Below are 22569 nucleotides of genomic sequence, written 5' to 3'. Positions count from 1 at the left end.
TCACCCCTCACCAGTACGACATGGACTCGGCGCCGGCGAACCCCGTGTTTCTCAGGAAATTCCGAACTCCCGGCCGAGCAGGTCGAAAACTTCATCGTCGGTCGCCGACTCAAGGCTGTCGGCGGGGTCGTCGGCGTCCTGCCCGGCAGCGGTTTTCCCGATGTCCGCGAGCAGTGTGCGCAATCGTTCGGCGACCAGTTCCCATTCGCCGTCGCCCGGTCCCCTCGCCTTCAAATCCTGCTGGAGCGCGTCGACGTGGACAAGTAGGGACTTCCCTGGGGTTGTGGCCGCCGGGGCGATCTCGCGGAGGACGTGCTGGGCGAGGACGCGGGGCGCCGGGTGGTCGAACAGGAGCGTCGCGGGCAGCCGCAGGCCGGTGACGGCGGTGAGCCGGTTGCGCAGCTCGATGGCGGTCAGCGAGTCGAACCCGAGGTCCTGGAACGGCAGGTCGGGTTGGACGCCGGAACCGGTGGCGTGGCCCAGCACGCTGGCCACCTCGGTCCGGATGATGTCGAGCACGATCTTCTGGTGGTCGGCCGCCGGCCGGCCGGCCAGCCGCTCGGCGAGGCGCGGCGGCCCACCGGCCTCGGCTCGGGCCGTCGGTCGCGCGGTCGACCGCACGAGTCCTCGCAACAGCGGTGGCGCGGTCTCGGCGGTGCGCAGGGCGGCGATGTCGAGCCGGACGGCGGCGACCACCGGGTGATCCGATCGCAGCGCGGCGTCCAGCAGCGCCGCGCCACCCTCGGCGGTCAGGGGCCGCAGGCCCGAGCGCTCCATCCGCCGTCGGTCGACGTCGGTCAGCGCGTCCGTCATGCCACCGGACTCCCAGGGGCCCCAGGCTATGGACGTGGCCGGGAGACCGGCCGCTCGGCGCTGCCGCGCCACCGCGTCGAGGGACGCGTTGGCGGCGGCGTAGTTGCCCTGCCCGGCCCCGCCCAGCAGTCCGGACAGCGAGGAGAACAGCACGAACGCCGACAGGTCGAGGTGGGCGGTCAGCTCGTCGAGGACCAGTGCCGCGTCGACCTTGGGTCGCAGCACGGCGTCGACGCGCCCGGCGTCCAGGTCGGCGAGCACGGCGTCATCGAGCACGCCGGCGGTGTGCACGACGGCGGTGAGCGGCCGGTCGACGGGCACGGTGGCCAGCAGGGCGGCGACCGCGTCCCGATCGCCGACGTCGCAAGCGACCCACGTGACATCCGCGCCCAGGGCCACCAGTTCGGCCCGCAGTTCCTCGGCGCCGGGCGCGTCCCCTCCCCGGCGGCTCGTCAGCACGAGGTGCCGGACACCGTGCGCCCGCACCAGGTGCCGGGCGACGACGCCGCCGAGCAGGCCCGACGCTCCGGTCACCAGGGTGGTGCCGCCGGCGAGCGACGGACCGCCCTGACCGGGAGCGACCGGCGCCAGGCGCGGCACGGCCGCCGCACCGCGGGTCAGGCGCACCTGCGGTTCGCCCGCGCCCGGCACGAGGGCCAGCGCCGCGCGCGACTCGGGCGTCCCGTCGTGGTCGACGAGCACCACGCGGTCGGGGTACTCGGTTTGCGCGGACCGCGCGAGGCCCCACACTGCTGCCTGCGCCGGCTCGGTCTCCGCGTCCCGGGTCAGCACCACGACCGGGGACGCGTCGTCACCGTCGAGCCGGTCCTGGAGGGCGGGCAGCACGTGGGCGAGGGCGGCACGGATGTCCGCGGTCGGCGGGACCTCCAGCACGTCCACGTCCGCACCACCTGGCGACGGCAGGTCGAGCGGCTGCCACTCCAGGGCGAACAACCGCCCCCCGTCGTGCCGTGCGGTCGACGCGGCCCGCCGGAGCACCAGCGAATCGACCGACAGCACCGGTCCGCCGGCCGCGTCCCGGGCGACGAGCGCCACGACTCCGTCGCCGTGCCCGGTCACCTCGACCGTGACGGCCGAAGCGCCCGTGGACCACAACCGCACGCCGCTCCACGAGAACGGGACGTGCGGACCGTCGTCCAGCGGCACCAGGCCACCGGCGCCGATCGCGTGCAGCATCGCGTCGAGCAGCGCGGGGTGCAGGCCGTAGCCGGCGGTGTCGCCCGCTTCGTCCGGCAGCCGGACGTCGGCGCGCACCCACGCGTCATCGCGCGTCGCGGCTTCCAGACCACGGAACGCGGGCCCGTACCCCAGGCCGGTTCCGGCCAGCAGGTCGTAGTAGCCCCCGAGGTCGACCGGTTCGCCGGTGGTGACCGACGTGGTGGGGGCCTCGTGCCCGGTGGACGTGGCGAGGACACCTGTGGCGTGCCGGACCCACGACTCCCCGTCCCCCTCCGCGCGGGAGTGGACGGTCACCGCGCGGCGACCGGAGTCGTCCGGTGCGGCGACGCGCACGTGCACCGCGACGCCGCCGCGTTCGGGTAGCACGAGCGGTTCGCCGGTCGTCAACTCCTCCAGCAGGTCGCAGCCCGACTCGTCACCGGCGCGGATCGCCAGCTCGACGAACGCCGCGCCGGGCAGGAGCACCGCGCCGTTCACGACGTGGTCGGCGAGCCAGGGGTGCGACCTCAGCGAGAGCGTGCCGGTCAGCAGGTACTCGTCCTGGTCCGGCACGGGCACCACCGCGCCCAGCAGCGGGTGGCCGGTGGAGCCGAGACCGAGGCCGGCGGCCCCGGTGGAACGGGGCGTCCCCGCCGACAGCCAGTAGCGCTGTCGCTGGAACGGGTAGGTGGGCAGGTCGACGCGCCGGGCGCCGGGGTAGAACGACGACCAGTCCACCTCGACGCCCCGGACGAACAGCTCCGCGACCGCCTCGACGGCCGTCTCCGCCTCGTCCCGGTCGGCGCGCAGGGTCGGCACCGCGATGATCTCCGAGTCGGGCAGGCATCCCCTGGTCAGCGCCGTCAGCACAACGCCCGGCCCGATCTCCAGGAACTTCGAGACGCCGCGCCGATCGAGTTCGCCGATCTGGTCGGCGAACCGCACCGCGTCCCGCACGTGCCGCACCCAGTAACCAGGCTCAGCGACCGGCGACAACATCGGGATGCGCGGCTCGTGAAACTCCAGAGCCCGCACCACCACCGCGAAGTCATCCAGCATCGGCTCCATCAACGGCGAGTGGAACGCATGACTCACCTTCAGCCGAGAGGTCTTGCGATCGGCGAAGTGCGCCACCACCGCGTCCACGGCCCCGGCCTCACCGGACACCACCACCGAACGCGGACCATTCACCGCCGCGATCGACACCGCACCGGTCAGCAACGGCGTGACCTCGTCCTCCGACGCCTCCACCGCCACCATCGCCCCACCCGAAGGCAACACCTCCATCAGGTCAGCGCGGGCCGACACCAGCCGGCAGGCATCCTCCAGGGACAACACCCCGGCCACATGGGCAGCCGCGATCTCACCCACCGAATGCCCCACCAACACATCAGGCCGCACACCCCACGACTCGAATAGGCGGAACAACGCCACCTGCAACGCGAACAACGCACGCTGCGCCACACCCGTCCGCGCCAACACCTCCACACCAACATCGAAGAACGACGTACCACCCAACCCCGCAACCACCTCGTCATACGCCGCCGCGAACACCGGGAACGCCGCATACAACTCACGACCCATCCCCACCCGCTGCGAACCCTGACCCGAGAACAAGAACGCCGAACGACCCGGGAGAACCGTGCCTTCCACCGCGCTGCCGGAACCGTCCGCCAGGTTCGCGAGTCCACTCGCGTGATCACCCCATACGACCGCCCGCGCGGTGAGCCGGGCGCGCGTGGTCGCCAGCGACAGGCCCACGTCGGTCACGGCGCCGTCGACGGCCGTCAACCTCCGGGCCTGTTCGCGCAGCGCTTCCGCCGTCTGCCCGGACAGCACCCACGGCACGATGCCGCCGACCTGGGGCGAGGGACTGGTTTCCGGTTGTGTGACCTGTTCAAGGATGACGTGGGCGTTGGTGCCGCTGATACCGAACGACGACACCGCCGCCCGACGCGGACGACCCACCGAAGACCACTCCACCGACTCCCTCAACAGCCGGACATCACCCACCGACCAATCCACATGCGGCGACGGCTCATCCACGTGCAACGTGCGCGGCAACACACCATGCCGCATCGCCATCACCATCTTGATCACACCCGCCACACCAGCAGCAGCCTGCGTATGACCAATATTCGACTTCACCGAACCAAGCCACAACGGACGATCCCGATCACGCCCATACGTCGCCAACAACGCCTGCGCCTCAATCGGATCACCAAGCCTCGTGCCGGTGCCGTGACCCTCCACGATGTCCACATCGGATTCCGCCAGCCCTGCCGACGCCAGGGCCTGCTGGATGACCCGCTGCTGCGACGGACCATTCGGCGCGGTCAACCCGTTCGACGCACCGTCCTGGTTCACCGCCGAACCACGCACCACCGCCAAGACCTCGTGACCGAGGCGCCGAGCATCCGACAACCGCTCCACCAACAGCACACCGACACCCTCGGCCCAGCCCGTACCGTCCGCCGCCGCCCCGAACGCCTTGCACCGACCATCCGCCGACAACCCGCGCTGCCGACTGAACTCCACGAACGTCGCGGGCGTGGACATGACCGTCGCGCCGCCGACGAGTGCCATCGAGCACTCACCCGACCGCAACGCCTGCGCCGCCAGGTGCAACGCCACCAACGACGACGAACACGCCGTGTCCACCGTCACCGCCGGCCCCTCCAAACCCAACGCGTACGCCACCCGACCCGAGGCGATGCTGCCCGCGCTGCCGTTCCCGAGGTAGCCCTCGACGTCCTCCGGGGCATCGGTGATCCGCGCGCCGTAGTCGTGGTACATGATCCCGGCGAACACACCGGTACGACTCCCCTTCAACGACAACGGATCAACACCCGCCCGCTCCACCGCCTCCCACGACGTCTCCAACAACAACCGCTGCTGCGGATCCATCGCCAACGCCTCACGCGGCGAAATACCGAAGAACCCCGCATCGAACTCCGCCGCATCGTGCAAAAACCCACCACTACGCGTGTACGACGTCCCCACACGATCCGGATCCGGGTCGTACAACCCCTCCACATCCCACCCACGATCGGTCGGGAACCCCGTGATCCCCTCGCCGCCGGCGGCCACCAGCCGCCACAGGTCCTCCGGCGACCGAACACCGCCCGGGTAGCGGCAGCTCATCCCCACGATGGCGATCGGTTCGTCCGACACCCGATCGGCGGCGGCGACCTGCCGCACGTCGTCGGCCGGGGACACCTCGACCAGCAGGTGATCGGCCAGCACCCGGCTCGTCGGGTAGTCGAACACCAGGGTCGCGGGCAGCCGCAGGCCGGTGACGGCGGTGAGCCGGTTGCGCAGCTCGATCGCGGTGAGCGAGTCGAAACCGGCCTCCTGGAACGCCTGGTCCGGCTTGACCGCCGATGCCGACGCGTGGCCCAGGACCGCCGCGACCTGCTCGCACACGAGGTCCAGGACGAGAGCCGCGCGCTCGGCCTCCGGGACGCGGTCCAGCTGCGCCGCGAGCCCTGCTCCGACGGCCGCGCCGACCGGGGTGGAACGGGCGGAGCGCCGTGCGGAGGTCCGCACGCGGCCCCGCAGCACCGCCGGGGCGGAGGCGGCGTCGAGGTGGGACACGTCGAGCTTGATCGGCACGACCGCGGCCCGACCGGCGGACGCGGACGCGTCGAACATGCGCAGCGCGACGTCCGACGGGATGGGGAGGAGGCCGGTGCGGCGGATGCGGGCGAGGTCGGCCGGGTCGAGGTCGTCGGTCATCGTGCTCGTCTGCGCCCACAGGCCCCACGCCAAGGAGGTCGCGGGCAACCCGGCCGCCCGGCGGTGATCGGCGAGCGCGTCGAGGAAGGAGTTGGCCGCCGCGTAGTTGCCCTGTCCCGCCGCGCCGAAGACGCCCGACACGGACGAGAACAGCACGAACGCCGAGAGGTCGAGGTGGGCGGTCAGCTCGTGGAGGTTCAGCGCGGCGTCCACCTTCGGGCGGAACACCGCGTCGATCCGCTCGTCGGTCAGCGACGGCACCACCCCGTCGTCCAGGACTCCCGCGACGTGCACGACGGCCGACAGGTCGAGGTCCGCCAGCGCGGCGGCCAGGGCGTCCCGGTCCGCGACGTCGCACGCCACCGGGGTGACCAGGACGTCGAGGTCGGACAGGTCGCCGTCGAAGCGCCCACTGCGGCTCATCAGCACGAGGTCGCGGACGCCGTGCACCTCGGCCAGGTGTCGGGCGACCAGGGCGCCGAGGGCGCCGGAGGCGCCGGTCAGCAGCACCGCGCCGGCGCCGAAGTCGAACTCCCCGGTCGCGGTGGGCAACGCCTCCAGGCGCGGCACGAACACCCTGCCGTCGCGCACCGACACCTGCGGCTCGGCCAGTCGCAGGGCGGCAGCCACCGCGTCGGAGGCCCTGGTCCCGCCGTCCACGTCGACCAGGACGACGCGGCCGGGGTTCTCCGACTGCGCCGAGCGCACCAAGCCCTGGACTGCGGCCTGGGCGGGGTCGGTTGCCGCGCCGGTGGTCACCACGACCAGCCGCGCGGGTTGCGGGTGCTCAGCGGCCAGCCACTGCTGGAGCCCGCGGAGCACGTGCCCGACCGCGGATCGGACGCCGTCGGGCGTCAGCTCGGCGGCCGGGGTGGTCAGCACCTCGACATCCGGTCCGAGCGGGGTGTCGGCCGTGCCGCACGCGCCGCGGTCGAGCCAGTCGACGCCGAAGAGGGTCTGCTCGACCTGGTGCCGTCGGGCGGGCCGCAGCACCAGGGAGTCCACCGACAGCACGGTGTCGCCGGTCGCGTCCGCGGCGGTGAGCGACACGGCGTTCGGTCCGGCCGGGACGACCGTCAGCCTGAGCGCCGACGCGCCGGCGGCGGCGAGGTGCACGCCGGTCCACGCGAAGGGCAGCAGGGGGCCGTCGTCGAGGTCGGCCAGGCCGCCGGCGGCGATGGCGTGCAGGGCGGCGTCGAGCAGCGCCGGGTGCACGCCGAAGGCGTTCGCGGCCGCGTCGTCGGGCAGCGCGACCTCGGCGTGGACGGCGTCGGGTGCGCGCCACGCGCCGCGGAGGCCGGCGAACAGCGGGCCGTAGGACGCGCCGGCGTCCGCCATGCGGTCGTAGAAGCCGGTGAGGTCGACACGCCGCGCGCCGGCGGGCGGCCACTCGGCGGAGGGGAAGGCGGCGGGCGCGGCGGCGCGCACCCCCAGGGTGCCGCGCGCGTGGCGCACCCACTCCCCTTCGCCGTCGGTCCGCGCGTGGACGGTGAACGGGCGCGTGCCCTCGTCGGGTGCGCCGACGTGCACTTGGAGCACCACGGCGAGGTCGAGCGGCACGACCAGCGGCACCTCGATGGCCAGGTCCTCGACCAGGTCGCACCCGACCTCGTCACCGGCGCGGACGGCCAGTTCCACGAACGCCGTGCCGGGCAGCAGGACCGCGCCGCCCACGGCGTGGTCCGCCAACCACGCGTGGGTCCGGAGCGAGACGCGTCCGGTCATCAGCCACTCGTCGCCGCCGGCCACCGGCACCGCCGCCCCGAGCAGCGGGTGACCGGCCTCGTCCAGTCCGGCGGCGTGGACGCCGCTCGTTCCTTCGGGCGCGTCGAGCCAGTAGCGCTGCCGCTGGAACGGGTAGGTGGGCAGGTCGACGCGCCGCGCGCCGGGGTAGAACCGCGTCCAGTCGACCTCCGCGCCGTGGACGTGCAGCTCACCCAGCGCCGTGACGGCGGTCAGGACCTCGTCGCGGTCGGCGCGCAGGGCGGGGACGGCGAGGATTTCGGTGTCGGGCAGGCAGTTGCGGGTCAGGGCGGTCAGCACACCGCCGGGTCCGATCTCCAGGAACCGCGTCGTGCCGCGCTCGTCCAACTGCGCGACCTGATCCGCGAACCGCACCGCGTCCCGCACGTGCCGCACCCAGTAGCCGGGCTCGGCGACCGGGGACAACATCGGGATACGCGGCTCGTGGAACTCCAGACCCCGCACCACCGCCGCGAACTCGTCCAGCATCGGCTCCATCAACGGCGAGTGGAACGCGTGGCTCACCGCCAAGCGGGTGGCCTTGCGGCCGGGGAAGGCGTCGACCACCGCCCCGGCCGCGTCCTCGTCGCCCGCGACGACCACGGAACGCGGACCGTTCACCGCCGCGATGGACACCTCTTCGGTGAGGTGCGGCAGCACCTCGTCCTCGGTCGCCTCCAGTGCGAACATCCCACCGCCGGGCGGCAACGCCTGCATCAGATCGGCGCGGGCGGACACCAGCCGGCAGGCATCGTCAAGGGACAACACCCCGGCCACGTGGGCTGCCGCGATCTCACCCACCGAATGCCCCACCAACACATCAGGCCGCACACCCCACGACTCGAATAGGCGGAACAACGCCACCTGCAACGCGAACAACGCACGCTGAGCCACACCCGTCCGCGCCAACACCTCCACATCAACATCGAAGAACGACGTACCACCCAACCCCGCAACCACCTCGTCATAGGCAGCAGCGAACACCGGGAACGCCGCATACAGCTCACGACCCATCCCCGCCCTCTGCGAACCCTGACCCGAGAACAGGAACGCGAGCGCCCCGTCGAGCGGCCGGCCGGTGACCAAGCCGGGCGTGGGGTTGCCGGCCGCCAGGTCGCGGAGGACGTCCAGCAGATCGGCCTGGGCCGTGCCGAGCACGACCGCCCGGTCCTCGAAGCCGGTCCGCCCCGTCAGGGACAGGCCGACGTCGACCGGGTCGAAGTCCGTGCCCGTGACACCCACCAGCAGGTTGCGCGCCTGGTCCCGCACCGCCGCCTCGCCCCGACCGGACAGCACCCACGGCACGACCGGCTGTTCGGTGCGCGTCCGCTCCCGGACCTCGGCCCGCGCGGGCTGCTCGATGATGGCGTGCGCGTTGGTGCCGCTGACGCCGAACGACGACACGGCGGCACGGCGGGGTCCACCGGACGTGGTCCACGGCACGGCTTCGGTCAGCAGGTGGACGGGTCCGCTCTCCCAGTCCACGTGCGGGCTGGGTTCGTCGGCGTGCAGGGTGCGCGGCAGCACACCGTGCCGCATCGCCATCACCATCTTGATCACACCACCGACACCCGCAGCAGCCTGCGTGTGACCGATGTTCGACTTCAACGACCCCAACCACAACGGACGATCCCGATCACGCCCATACGTCGCCAACAACGCCTGAGCCTCGATCGGATCACCCAGGACGGTGCCCGTGCCGTGCGCCTCGACCACGTCCACGTCCGACGTGGACAGCCCGGCGTTCGCCAGGGCCTGCCTGATGACGCGCTGCTGCGCGGGGCCGCTCGGGGCGGTGAGGCCGTTGGACGCGCCGTCCTGGTTCACGGCGGTGCCCCGCACGACGGCGAGGACGGGGTGGCCGTTGCGCCGGGCGTCCGACAGCCGTTCCACCAGCAGCATCGCCGCGCCCTCGGCCCAGCCGGTGCCGTCGGCGCCCGCGCCGAACGCCTTGCACCGGCCATCCGCCGACAACCCGCGCTGCCGGCTGAACTCCACGAACACCGAAGGGCTCGCCATGACGGTCGCCCCGCCGACCAGCGCCAGGGAGCACTCGCCGCTGCGCAGCGACTGGGCCGCCCAGTGCAGCGCCACCAACGACGACGAACACGCCGTGTCCACCGTCACCGCCGGCCCCTCCAGGCCGAGGGTGTAGGCGATGCGGCCCGAGGCGACGCTGCCCGCGCTGCCGTTGATGACGTAGCCCTCAAGCCCCTCGGGCGGGGTGCGCAGTCGGCCGCCGTAGTCGTGGTACATGATCCCGGCGAACACACCGGTACGACTCCCCTTCAACGACAACGGATCAACACCCGCCCGCTCCACCGCCTCCCACGACGTCTCCAACAACAACCGCTGCTGCGGATCCATCGCCAACGCCTCACGCGGCGAAATACCGAAGAACCCCGCATCGAACTCCGCCGCATCGTGCAAGAACCCACCACTACGCGTGTACGACGTCCCCACACGATCCGGATCCGGGTCGTACAACCCCTCCACATCCCACCCACGATCGGTCGGGAACCCGGACACCGCGTCCACGCCCTCCTCGACCAGGCGCCACAGGTCCTCCGGCGACCGCACCCCACCCGGGTAGCGGCAGCTCATCCCCACGATCGCCAGCGGCTCGTCCGCGGGCCGGGTCGTGACGACCACCGGCGCGTCACCCCCACCGGACGCGCCGTCGAACTCGGTGACCAGGAAGGCGGCCAGGGCCGCGGGCGTCGGGTGGTCGAACGCGAGCGTCGGCGGCAACCGCAGGCCGGTGACCTCGCCGATCCGGTTCCGCAGCTCGATCACGGTCAGCGAGTCGAAGCCGATGTCCTTGAACGCGCGTCCCGGAACGACCGCGCCCGGGTCGCTGTGCCCGAGGACGTCGGCGACCTGCTCGCGGACCAGTGCCAGCACCACACCACCGCGCTCGGCCGGCCCGAGGGCGGCCAGCCGGCGGGCCAGGTCGGTGCCGCCCCCGGTCGTGGACCCCGAGCCCGCCGCCCGCCGGGCGGGTGTCCTGACGAGGGCGCGCAGCAGCGGCGGCACGTCGTGCCCCCGCAACGCCCTGGTGTCCAGCTTGACCGGCGCGAGCGCCGGGAGCCGCGTGCCCACGGCGGCGTCGAACAGCCGGAGCCCGTCCTCGGCGGGGATGGGCGCCAGGCCGGTGCGCTCCATGCGCGCCAGGTCGACCCGGTCCAGCGTCGCGCCCATGCCGGACGCCCACAGTCCCCAGGCCAGTGCCGTCGCGGGCAGGCCCAGCGCGTGGCGGTGGGCGGCCAGTCCGTCGAGGAAGCTGTTCGCCGCCGCGTAGTTGCCCTGCCCCGCCGTGCCCAGGGCTCCCGCGGCGGAGGAGAACAGCACGAACGCGGAAAGGCCGGTGGTCGTCTCGTGCAGGTGCCACGCCGCGTCGACCTTGGGCCGCAGCACGGCGTCCAGGCGTTCCGCGTCGAGCGAGGCCACGACGCCGTCGTCCAGCACACCGGCCGCGTGCACGACGGCGGACAGGTCGAGCCGGCCCACCAGGTCGGCCACCGCGTCCCGATCGCCCAGGTCGCACGCGTACCAGTCGACCCGCGCGCCCGAGGCGACGAGCTCCGCCGCGAGGTCGGCGGCACCCGGCGCATCGCCGCCGCGCCTGCTGACCAGGGCGATGTCGCGCACGCCGTGCACGGTGACCAGGTGGCGGGCGAACAGCGCGCCCAGCGCGCCCGAGGCCCCGGTCAGCAGCACCGTGCGGTCCCCGAAGTCCGGCGCGGCAGCCTCCGGGACGGCCACGCGGGTGAGCCGGGGCACGAAGACCTCGCCGCCGACGACCCGCAGCTGCGGCTCGTCCAGCAGCAGCGCCCGCCGCAGCGCGGCGGCCGTGCGCGGGTCGTCGTCCACGTCCGCCAGCACGAACCGGCCGGGGTTCTCCGCCTGCGCCGACCGCACCAGCCCCCACACGGCCGCTTGGTCGACGATGCCGTCGGCGACGCCGCCGGTGACCAGCACCAGGCGCCCGCCGTCCTCGCTCAGCCAGGACTGGAGCAGCTGGAGCACGGTGTGCAGCAACTCGCGGGTCCGCTCCGGCACGGGCAGGTCCTCCGGTGCGGCGCAGCGCACCGTGACCAGGTTCGACCGCTCACCGACCGGCGGCAACCCGTCCAGCACCACCAGGTCGACCTCTTCGTCCGGCAACGGCCCCACGGGCCGCCAGGCGACCTCGTACAGGTCGTCGGGCGTCGTGCTCGCCGCCGTTGGGCGCAACACCAGCGACTCGGCCGTGACGACCGGGACGCCGCCCTGGTCGGTCGCGGCCAACGACACCGCGTCCCTGCCGGTCGGCCGCACCCGCACCCGCAACACCGAGGCGCCGGTCGCCCGCAGCGCGACCCCGGTCCACAGGAACGGGACCAGACCGCGCCCGGTGCCCTCCTCGGGCTCCACCACCCCGAGCCACACGGCGTGCAGCGCCGCGTCGAACAGGGCCGGGTGCAGCACGAACCCTTCGGTGCCCCGGACCGCCTCGGGCAGCACCACCTCGGCGCACACCTCGTCACCGAGCCGCCACGCGGCGCGCAGCCCCTGGAACGCCGGGCCGTAGGCGAAGCGCAGTTCGCGCAGTCCTTCGTAGAAGCCGTCGACGCCGATCGGCTCCGCGCCGGCGGGCGGCCACTCGGCCCCGGTCTCCGCCGGAGCCGCACCGGTGCCGAGCAGGCCGGTCGCGTGCCGGGTCCACGGCTGGTCGTCCGCCGCGCCGTCGGGGCGGGAGAAGACCGAAACCCGGTAGCGGTCCGCCTCCCGGCCCAACCGGACCTGGATCGTCGCGCCGTGTCGAGCGGGCAGCACCAGGGGCACTTCGACCGCCAGCTCGTCCAGCACGTCGCACCCGACCTCGTCACCGGCGCGGACCGCCAGCTCGACGAAGACCGTGCCGGGCACCACCACGTCCTCGCCCACCACGTGGTCGGCCAACCAGGGTTGGGTCCGCACCGACAGCCTGCCGGTGAACAACCACTCGTCCTCCCCCGCGACGAGCACGGCAGCGCTCAGCAGCGGGTGACCGAGGTCGGTCATGCCCGCGGCCGTCACGCCGCCTCGCGTGGCGACCGCGTCCAGCCAGTACCGCTCGCCCTGGAAGGCGTAGGTGGGCAGGTCGACCCGCCGGCCACCCCGGTGGAACGGCGTCCAGTCCACTTCAACGCCGTTGACGTGCAGCTCCGCGAGCGCCGTGACGGCCGACAGGTCCTCCTGCCGGTCAGCGCGCAGGGTCGGGACGGCCAGGATCTCCGCGTCGGGCAGGCAGTTGCGGGTCAACGCCGTCAGCACACCACCCGGCCCGATCTCCAAAAACTTCGTCGTGCCGCGCTCGTCCAACTCCGCGACCTGATCCGCGAACCGCACCGCATCCCGAACATGCCGCACCCAGTAACCGGCCTCCGCAACCGGCGACAACATCGGAATGGTCGGCTCGTGGAACTCCAGTCCCCGCACCACAGCGGCGAAGTCATCCAGCATCGGCTCCATCAACGGCGAGTGGAACGCATGACTCACCGTCAACCGCGACGTCTTGCGATCCGCGAAGTGCGCCACCACGACGTCCACAGCCCCGGCATCACCGGACACCACCACCGAACGCGGACCATTCACCGCCGCGACCGACACACCATCGGTCAGCAGTGGCGTGACCTCGTCCTCGGCCGCCTCCACGGCGACCATCGCCCCACCCGACGGCAACGCCTGCATCAAGTCAGCGCGGGCGGACACCAACCGACAGGCATCGTCCAGCGACAACACCCCTGCCACATGGGCAGCCGCGATCTCACCCACCGAATGCCCCACAAGAACATCCGGCCGCACACCCCACGATTCCACCAAGCGGAACAACGCCACCTGCAACGCGAACAACGCACGCTGCGCCACACCCGTAGCGCTCAACGCCTCCACGTCAACGTCGAAGAACGCCGTACCACCGAGCCCCGCAACCACTTCGTCGTAGGCAGCAGCGAACACCGGGAACGCCGCATACAACTCACGACCCATCCCCACCCGCTGCGAACCCTGACCCGAGAACAAGAACGCGACCTTGCCCGGTCGGACGGCACCTCGGACGACCACCGGTGAGCTGATTCCCTCGGCCAGGGCCGCCACTCCGCTGAGGTGGTCGTCCAGTACGACGGCCCGGTACTCCAGACACGCCCGCGACACCGCCAGTGAGTGACCGACGTCCACCGGCGACATGTCCGCCATCGCGGTCAGGCGGGCGGCCTGGGCGCGCAGTGCCACCTCGGACTTGGCGGACACCACCCACGGCGTCAGCTGGTCGGCAACGGGAACGGGCGCGACTTCCTCGGCAGGTCCCTGTTCGATGACGACGTGGGCGTTGGTGCCGCTGATCCCGAACGACGACACCGCCGCCCGACGCGGCTCGGCCCACTCAACGGCCTCGGTGAGCAACCGAACATCACCGACAGACCAATCCACATGCGGCGACGGCTCATCCACGTGCAACGTCGGCGGCAGCACACCATGCCGCATCGCCATCACCATCTTGATCACACCCGCCACACCAGCAGCAGCCTGCGTATGACCGATGTTCGACTTCACCGACCCCAACCACAACGGACGATCCCGATCACGCCCATACGTCGCCAACAACGCCTGAGCCTCAATCGGATCACCCAACGAGGTCCCGGTCCCGTGCGCCTCCACCGCATCCACATCCGACGGACCAAGACCCGAACCCGCCAACGCCGCACGAATCACCCGCTGCTGCGACGGACCATTCGGCGCCGTCAAACCATTCGACGCACCATCCTGATTCACCGCCGAACCACGCACCACCGCCAACACCGAGTGACCAAGCCGCCGGGCATCGGACAACCGCTCCACCAACAACAACCCGACACCCTCACCCCACCCCGTACCATCCGCACCCGCCGCGAACGCCTTGCACCGACCATCCGCCGACAACCCGCGCTGCCGGCTGAACTGGAGGAACAGGGTGGGTGTCGTCATGACGGTGATGCCGCCGACGATCGCCATCGAGCACTCACCCGACCGCAACGCCTGCGCCGCCAGGTGCAACGCCACCAACGACGACGAACACGCCGTGTCCACCGTGACCGCCGGCCCCTCCAGGCCGAACGTGTAGGCGATCCGGCCGGACACCACGGACGCGGCCTTGCCGGTCAGCAGGTAGCCCTCGACCTCATCGGAGGGCCGGTCGACCCACGAGGCGTAGTCCTGGCCGTTGGTGCCGACGAACACGCCTGTCCTCGTGCCGCGCAGCGCGGCGGGGTCGAGGCCGGCGCGCTCGAACAGCTCCCACGACGTCTCCAGCAGCAACCGCTGCTGCGGATCCATCGCCACCGCCTCACGCGGCGAAATACCGAAGAAGTCCGCGTCGAAGCGGTCCACACCGTCGAGGAACGCACCGCCCGACGCGTAGGAGGTGCCGGGGTGGTCGGGATCGGGGTGGTACAGGGAGTCGAGGTCCCAGCCCCGGTCGGTCGGGTAACCCGCGACGGCGTCCGCCCCGCGCTCGACCAGGTCCCAGAGGGCTTCCGGGGAGCGCACGCCGCCGGGGAACCGGCAGCTCATGCCGACGATGACGACCGGGTCGTCCGCCACCGCGAGCGCGAGCGGGGTCGGGGCACCGGCGTCGGCCGTCCGACCGCCGAGTTCGTCGTTCAGGTACCGGGCGAGTGCCGCGGGCGTCGGGTGGTCGAAGACGAGCGTGGTGGGCAGCCGCAGGCCAGTCGCGTCGTTGAGCCGGTTGCGCAGCTCGACCCCGGCGAGCGAGTCGAAGCCGCTCTCCCGGAACGGCTTGGCCGCGTCCACGGCCTCCGCAGACGCGTGCCCGAGGACGGCGGCGGCGTGCGAGCGCACCACCTCCACCAGCACCGCTGGTCGGTCGGCCTCGGCTACCGCCGCCAGCTGCCGGGCGAGTGCCGAGCCACCGGTGGGCCGGGCTTCGTCGAACCTCGCCAGGGCGTCGCGCGCCTCGGGCACGCCGTCGAAGAGCGGCACCGGGCGCGCGCCGGCGATGTGCTCGACGAACGCGTCCCAGCGCACGTCGGCGATGGTGACGGTCGGCTCACCGCGGCCGACCGCGTCGTGCAGCGCGGTGATCGCGAACGCGGGCGCGAGGGGGTCGACGCCACGCCGGGCCAGGTGCTCGCCGACCCGACCGACGGCCATCCCCCCGTCGGCCCACGCGCCCCAGGCCACCGCGAGCGCGGGCAGGCCGTTCGCGTGGCGTTCGCCGGCGAAGGCGTCGAGGAACGCGTTGGCGGCGGCGTAGGCGCCCTGGCCCGGGTTGCCCCACACACCGGTCATGGACGAGAACAGGACGAAGGCGTCGAGATCGCCGGTCAGGTCGTGCAGGTTCACCGCGCCGTCGACCTTGGCGCGCCACACGGCGCGCAGGGAGTCGGTGGTCATCGTCGCGACCAGGCCGTCGGCCAGCACACCCGCCGCGTGCACGACTGCCGACGGCGGCTCGGGCAGCGAGTCCAAGAGGGCGGCGAGCGCGTCCCGGTCAGCGACGTCGCAGGCGGCCACCGTCACGGCCACGTCGAGCGCGGTCAGCTCGTCCCGGAGTTCCACGGCACCATCCGCGTCGAGGCCCCGCCGCCCGGTCAGCACCAGGTGCCGGGCGCCCGCACCGGCCAACCACCGGGCCACGTGCGCACCCACGGCCCCCGTGCCGCCGGTCACCAGGACCGTGCCGCGCGGCGTCCACCCCGCCGACCGGCCGGTCACCCGGGCGCGGGTCATCCGCCGACTCAGCACGCGCCCGTCGCGGATCGCCACCTGGTCCTCGCCCGACCCGCCGGTGATCGCGCGCACCAGCAGGCGGGCGTCGGCGTCCCCGGTGCCGGGCACGTCCACCAGACCGCCCCAGGTCTGGGGCTGCTCCAGCGCGACCACCCGGCCCAGGCCCCACAGCGACGCGGGAACGGGTCGGACGCGGTCGTCGGGGGAAACCGCCACGGCGCCGGTGGTGGCGAACCACAGCGGTGCGGTGAGACCGGCGTCCGCCGCGGCCTGCACCAGGGCCACTGCCCGCGCCACCGGGGCCGGCGAGTGGTCGTCCTCCTCGGGGACGAACGCGAGGATGCCGTCGACCAGGCCCACTCCGGCCAGGTGGACCGCGAACTCCTCGCGGTCGTCGACGAACGGGACGACCACCGCCTCGACGCCCAGCGGCTCGAACGCCGCGCGCACCCGCGCTCCCGCCTCGACGTCGGCCACCACGAGCCACGTGCCCGGCACCGCGGTCCCGGGATCGACCTGCGTCCACGTGACCCGGTAGCGCCGGTCGTCCAGGGCGGACCGATCGCGTCGCTGCCGTCGCCAGGCCGACAGCTTCGGCAGCACGGCGCGGAACGAGTCTTCCGAGTCGATGCCCAGCGACGCCGACAACGCCTCGACGTCCTCGCGCTCCACCGTCTGCCAGAACTCGACGTCCCCCGGTGACACGACGGCACCGCGATCCGGCTCCTCCAGCCAGTACCGCTCGTGCTGGAAGGCGTAGGTGGGCAGGTCGACCCGCCGGCCGCCCCGGTGGAACGGCGTCCAGTCCACCCCGACGCCGTGGGCGAACAGCTCGCTCAACGCCGTGACGGCTGTCGCTTCCTCGGACCGGTCGGCCCTCAACAGTGGGACGGCGAGGATTTCGGTGTCGGGCAGGCAGTTGCGGGTCAACGCCGTCAGCACACCACCCGGCCCGATCTCCAAGAACCGCGTCGTGCCCCGCTCATCCAACTCGCCGATTTGATCCGCGAACCGCACCGCATCCCGAACATGCCGCACCCAGTACCCAGGCTCGACGACCGGCGACAACATCGGGATACGCGGCTCGTGAAACTCCAGACCCCGCACCACCGCCGCGAAGTCATCCAGCATCGGCTCCATCAACGGCGAGTGGAACGCATGACTCACCGTCAACCGCGAGGTCTTGCGATCGGCGAAGTGGGCCACCACCGCATCCACGGCCCCGGCCTCACCGGACACCACCACCGAACGCGGACCGTTCACCGCTGCCAACGACACACCATCGGTCAGCAGTGGCGTGACCTCGTCCTCGGCCGCCTCCACCGCCACCATCGACCCACCCGAAGGCAACACCTGCATCAAATCCGCACGGGCCGACACCAACCGACAGGCATCCTCCAGCGACAACACCCCGGCCACATGGGCAGCCGCGATCTCACCCACCGAATGCCCCACAAGAACATCCGGCCGCACACCCCACGACTCCACCAGACGGAACAACGCCACCTGCAACGCGAACAACGCACGCTGCGCCACACCCGTCGCGCTCAACGCCTCCACACCAACATCGAAGAACGACGTACCACCCAACCCGAGCACAACCTCGTCATACGCCGCCGCGAACACCGGGAACGCCGCATACAGCTCACGACCCATCCCCACCCGCTGCGAACCCTGACCCGAGAACAAGAACGCCACACCGTCGTCACCGGCGGCCTGCCCGACCACGAGGTCGGGGTGCGTCCGCCCGTCGGCCAACGCCTCCAGCGCGGGCCGTCCTCCCCGCACGACCGCCCGGTGCTCCAGCACCGCACGTCCCTCGACCAGCGAGTGCGCGACATCGACGGGGTTCGCGTCCAGCAGGGGCAACAGCTGTGCGGCCTGGGCGCGCAACGCCGTCCCGGACCTCGCCGACACCACCCACGGCACGACACCGCCCACAGCTGGTTCGGGGGGCGCGATCTCGGCCTCCGGGGCCTGTTCGACGATCACGTGCGCGTTCGTACCGCTGATGCCGAACGACGACACACCGGCCCGGCGCGGACCGTCCGAGTGCCACTCCCGCCGCTCGGTCAGCAGCCGCACCTCACCCGCGGACCAGTCCACGTGCGGGGTCGGCTCGTCCACGTGCAGCGTGCGCGGCAGCACACCGTGCCGCATCGCCATCACCATCTTGATCACACCCGCCACACCAGCAGCAGCCTGCGTATGACCGATGTTCGACTTCACCGAACCAAGCCACAACGGACGATCCCGATCACGCCCATACGTAGCCAACAACGCCTCGGCCTCGATCGGGTCCCCGAGCACGGTGCCCGTGCCGTGCGCCTCGACGGCGTCCACGTCGGACGGCGTCAAGCCCGCGTTCGCCAGGGCCTGCGCTACCAGGCGCTGCTGCGACGGGCCGTTGGGCGCCGTCAGCCCGTTCGACGCACCGTCCTGGTTCACCGCCGAACCACGCACCACCGCCAACACCGGGTGACCGAGCCGCCGGGCATCCGACAACCGCTCCACCAGCAGCACGCCGACGCCCTCGGACCACCCGGTGCCGTCCGCCTCTGCCCCGAACGCCTTGCACCGACCATCCGCCGACAACCCGCGCTGCCGACTGAACTCCACGAACATGCCGGGGGTCGACATGACGCTGACACCGCCGACGATCGCCGCCGAGCACTCACCCGACCGCAACGCCTGCGCCGCCAGGTGCAACGCCACCAACGACGACGAACACGCCGTGTCCACCGTCACCGCCGGCCCCTCCAAACCCAACGCGTACGCCACCCGACCCGAGGCGATGCTGGCCGACGTGCCGGTCAGCAGGTAGCCCTCCAGGCCCTCGGCGCGCTCGTGCAGGCGAGGGCCGTAGTCCATGTCGGTCGCGCCGACGAACACACCGGTGCGGCTGCCGCGCAGCGACAGCGGGTCGATGCCGGCCCGTTCGACGGCCTCCCACGACGCCTCCAGCAGCAGCCGCTGCTGGGGGTCGGTGGCCAGGGCCTCGCGGGGGGACATGCCGAAGAACGCCGGGTCGAACAGGGCGGCGTCGTGCAGGAAACCGCCGGATCGGGTGTAGGAACGGCCTGCCACACCGGGTTCGGGGTCGTACAGCTCGTCGAGCCGCCACCCGCGGTCGTCGGGGAACTCGCCGATCGCGTCGGTCCCGGCGAGCAGCAGCTCCCACAGGTCCTCCGGGGAGCGCACGCCTCCGGGGAACCGGCAGCTCATGCCGACGATGACGACCGGGTCGTCGCGGTCGGCGACCGGGCTGGCCTGGACGACCGCCGCGCGTTCGCCGAGGAGGCGTTCACGCAGGTGGTCTGCCAGCGCGCGGGGGGTCGGGTGGTCGAACAGCAGACCGCTGGGCAGCCGGAGGCCGGTGGCGGTCGCGAGCAGGTCGCGCAGTTCGACGGCGCCGAGGGAGTCGAGCCCGAGTTCGCGGAACGTCGTGGCGGGATCGACGTCGCGGGGCTCGGCGTGGCCCAGGAGCGCGGCGACGTGACCGCGCACGACGTCCAGCACGACCCGGGCGCGTTCGACCTCGGGAAGGGCGGCGACGCGCTCGCCGAGCCCGGCGGTGGGTTCGGCCTGTTCGTCGTCCGGCGGGACGACGTCCGACCCGGACGTCTCCGGCACGGACGTCTCCGGCACGGACGTCTCCGGCACGGGCGCCGGTCGGGCCGGTGCGCCTTCCAGCCAGTGCCGCTTGCGCTGGAAGGCGTAGGTGGGCAGCGGCACGCGGCGTCGTGGCCGGTCGCCGTGCAGGGCGTCCCAGTCGACGGCGACACCGTGGGCGTGCAGCGCGCCGACGGCCTTCAGCACGGCGTCGACCTCGTCCGGGCCGCGCAGCGTCGGGATCGCGACCTCGGCGTCGGTGAGGGATTCGGTCGCCAGCGAGGTGAGGGCGGAGCCCGGCCCCAGTTCGACGTAGGCGGTCGCGCCGGCGTCCCGCAGGGCGCGGACGCCGTCGGCGAACCGGACCGCCTCGCGCAGGTGGCGAACCCAGTACCCGGGCGAGCTGTGCAGGTCGGGGGCGGCCACGCCGCCGGTCAGGTTGGACACGATCGGGATGCGCGCGGGCGAGTAGGTCAGCCCGGCGGCGACCTCGTGGAACGCGTCCAGCACCGCGTCCAGGTGAGCGGAGTGGAAGGCGTGGCTGACGCGCAGCCTGGTGGCCTTGCGGCTGGCCGCGGCGAGCGTGGCCGCGATCCCGTGCACGGCGTCCTCGTCGCCGGAGACGACGGTGGAGGTCGGCGAGTTGACGGCGGCGACGTCGAGCCCGGTGGCGCCCGCGAGCAGCGCGCGGATCTCGTCCTCCCCCGCTTGGACGGCGAGCATCGCGCCGCCCGCGGGCAGGTCGTCCATGAGGGCGGCGCGGGCGGCCACGAGTCGCGCGGCGTCCGGCAGTGACAGCACGCCGGCCACGTGGGCGGCGCTCAGCTCGCCGAGCGAGTGGCCGACGAGGTGGCTCGGGGTGACGCCCCAGGCGGTCAGGAGCCGGAACAGCGCCACCTCGACGGCGAACAGCGCGGGCTGGGTGTAGCGGGTGCGGTCGAGCAGCGCGGCCTCGGCCGAACCCTCGGCGGCGAACAGGACCTCGCGCACCGGTCGGTCGGTCGACGCGTCGAGGTGGGCGCAGACCTCGTCGAAGGCCTCGGCGAACGCGGGCAGGGCGGCGTGCAGGGCCTTGCCCGCACCGAGCCGCTGGCTGCCCTGGCCGGAGAACAGGAACGCGACCGACGGCGCGGCGTGGGCGGCGCCGGTGACGACGGCGACGTCCCGGCGGCCGGTGGCGAGTGCGCGCAGCCCGCGCTCGAAGTCCTCGCGCGTGCGGCCGACGACGGCGGCGCGGCGCGGGAAGGCGGTGCGGTGGCGGGCCAGGGACCACGCGGTGCCCGCCAGGTCGGTGTCGTCGGCGAGGTGCTCCAGCAGCGCCCCGGCCTGGGCTCGCAGCGCCGCCCGCGAGGTGCCCGACAGCGGCCACAGCAGCGGTGCGCCGTCGTCCGCGACCGGTGCGGGTTCCGGCGCGGCCGCGTGCTCGGCCACGTGCTCGGCCAGCACGAGGTGGCAGTTGGTGCCGCCCATGCCGAACGAGCTGACGCCGGCGACGAGCGGCGTGTCGTCCTGGGCGGGCGTGAACTCGGTGAGGACGCGCAGGTTGAGCGCGTCGAGGTCGATGGCGGGGTTCGGCCGGGCGAAGTTGAGGCCGGCGGGGAAGGCGCGGTTGCGCAGCGCCAGCGCCACCTTGACCAGTCCGGTGATGCCCGCCGCGCCTTCGAGGTGGCCGACGTTGGTCTTCACCGAGCCGACGCGCAGCGGCCGGTCGGTGGGGCGCGCGGCGCCGAGGACGGCGCCGAGCGCGGCGGCCTCCACCGGGTCGCCCACCCTGGTGCCGGTGCCGTGCAGCTCGACGTAGTCCACACCGCCGGGATCGACGTCCGCGTGCCGGTAGGCGCGGCGCAGCACGTCCTCCTGACCCGGTTGGAACGGCACGGTCAGGCCGGCTCCGCCGCCGTCGTTGTTGACCGCCCCGCCGCGGATGACGCAGTAGACGCGGTCACCGTCGGCCTCAGCTCGGGCCAGGGTCTTCAGGACGACGATCGCGCCGCCCTCGCCGCGCACGTAGCCGTTGGCGCGTTCGTCGAAGGTGAACGACCGGCCGTCGGGGGACAACCCGCCGAATCGCTGCGCGCCGATCGCGCTGTCCACCACGAGGTTCAGGTTGACCCCGCCCGCGATGGCCGCGGACGCCTCGCCGTTCCACAGGCTCTCGCAAGCGAGGTGCACCGACACCAGCGACGACGACTGCCCGGAGTCGACGGCGAGGCTCGGTCCGCCCAGTCCCAGGAAGTAGGAGACGCGATTGGCGATGATGCTCCGGTGCAGGCCGGTGACCGAGTGCTTGGACACGGCGGTCGGGCCGCGGTCCCGGGACAGGGCGGCGTAGTCGTCCCAGATCGCGCCGACGAACACGCCGGTGCGGGTGCCGCGCAGCGAGCCGGGCACGATGCCGGCGTCCTCCAGCGCCTCCCAGGCCAGTTCCAGCACCAGGCGCTGCTGCGGGTCCATCGCGGCCGCCTCGCGCGGCGAGATGCCGAAGAACGCCGCGTCGAACCGGTCGACGTGGTCGAGGAAGCCGCCGGAGCGCACGGTCGCGGGGATGTCGTCCGGGACCTGGCGCCACCGGCCCTCCGGCACCTCGCCGATGGCGTCCACGCCGTCCCTGAGCAGTCGCCAGAACGCGGTGGCGTCCTCGGCCCCGGGCAGTCGGCAGGACAGGCCGACGACGGCGATGGCCTGCGGCGGCCCACCGGCGGCTTTACCGGACTCGTTCATGTACGGCACTCC

At 72.9% G+C, this 22569-nt stretch carries 1 protein-coding gene; it reads right to left on the bottom strand.

Features of this window, described 5'->3' with window-relative positions; genetic code table 11:
* Window positions 1-51: 51 nt before the first annotated feature.
* Window positions 52-22557: a type I polyketide synthase gene (locus AB0F89_RS23565; protein WP_367127733.1), complete on the bottom strand. Its 22506-nt coding sequence runs from the start codon at window positions 22555-22557 to the stop codon at window positions 52-54.
* Window positions 22558-22569 lie beyond the last annotated feature (12 nt).

The sequence above is a fragment of the Saccharothrix sp. HUAS TT1 genome (assembly GCF_040744945.1).
Classification (GTDB): Bacteria; Actinomycetota; Actinomycetes; order Mycobacteriales; family Pseudonocardiaceae; genus Actinosynnema.
The sequence above is the reverse complement of the archived record's forward strand: the minus strand, read 5'-3'. Positions and strand labels throughout refer to the sequence as shown.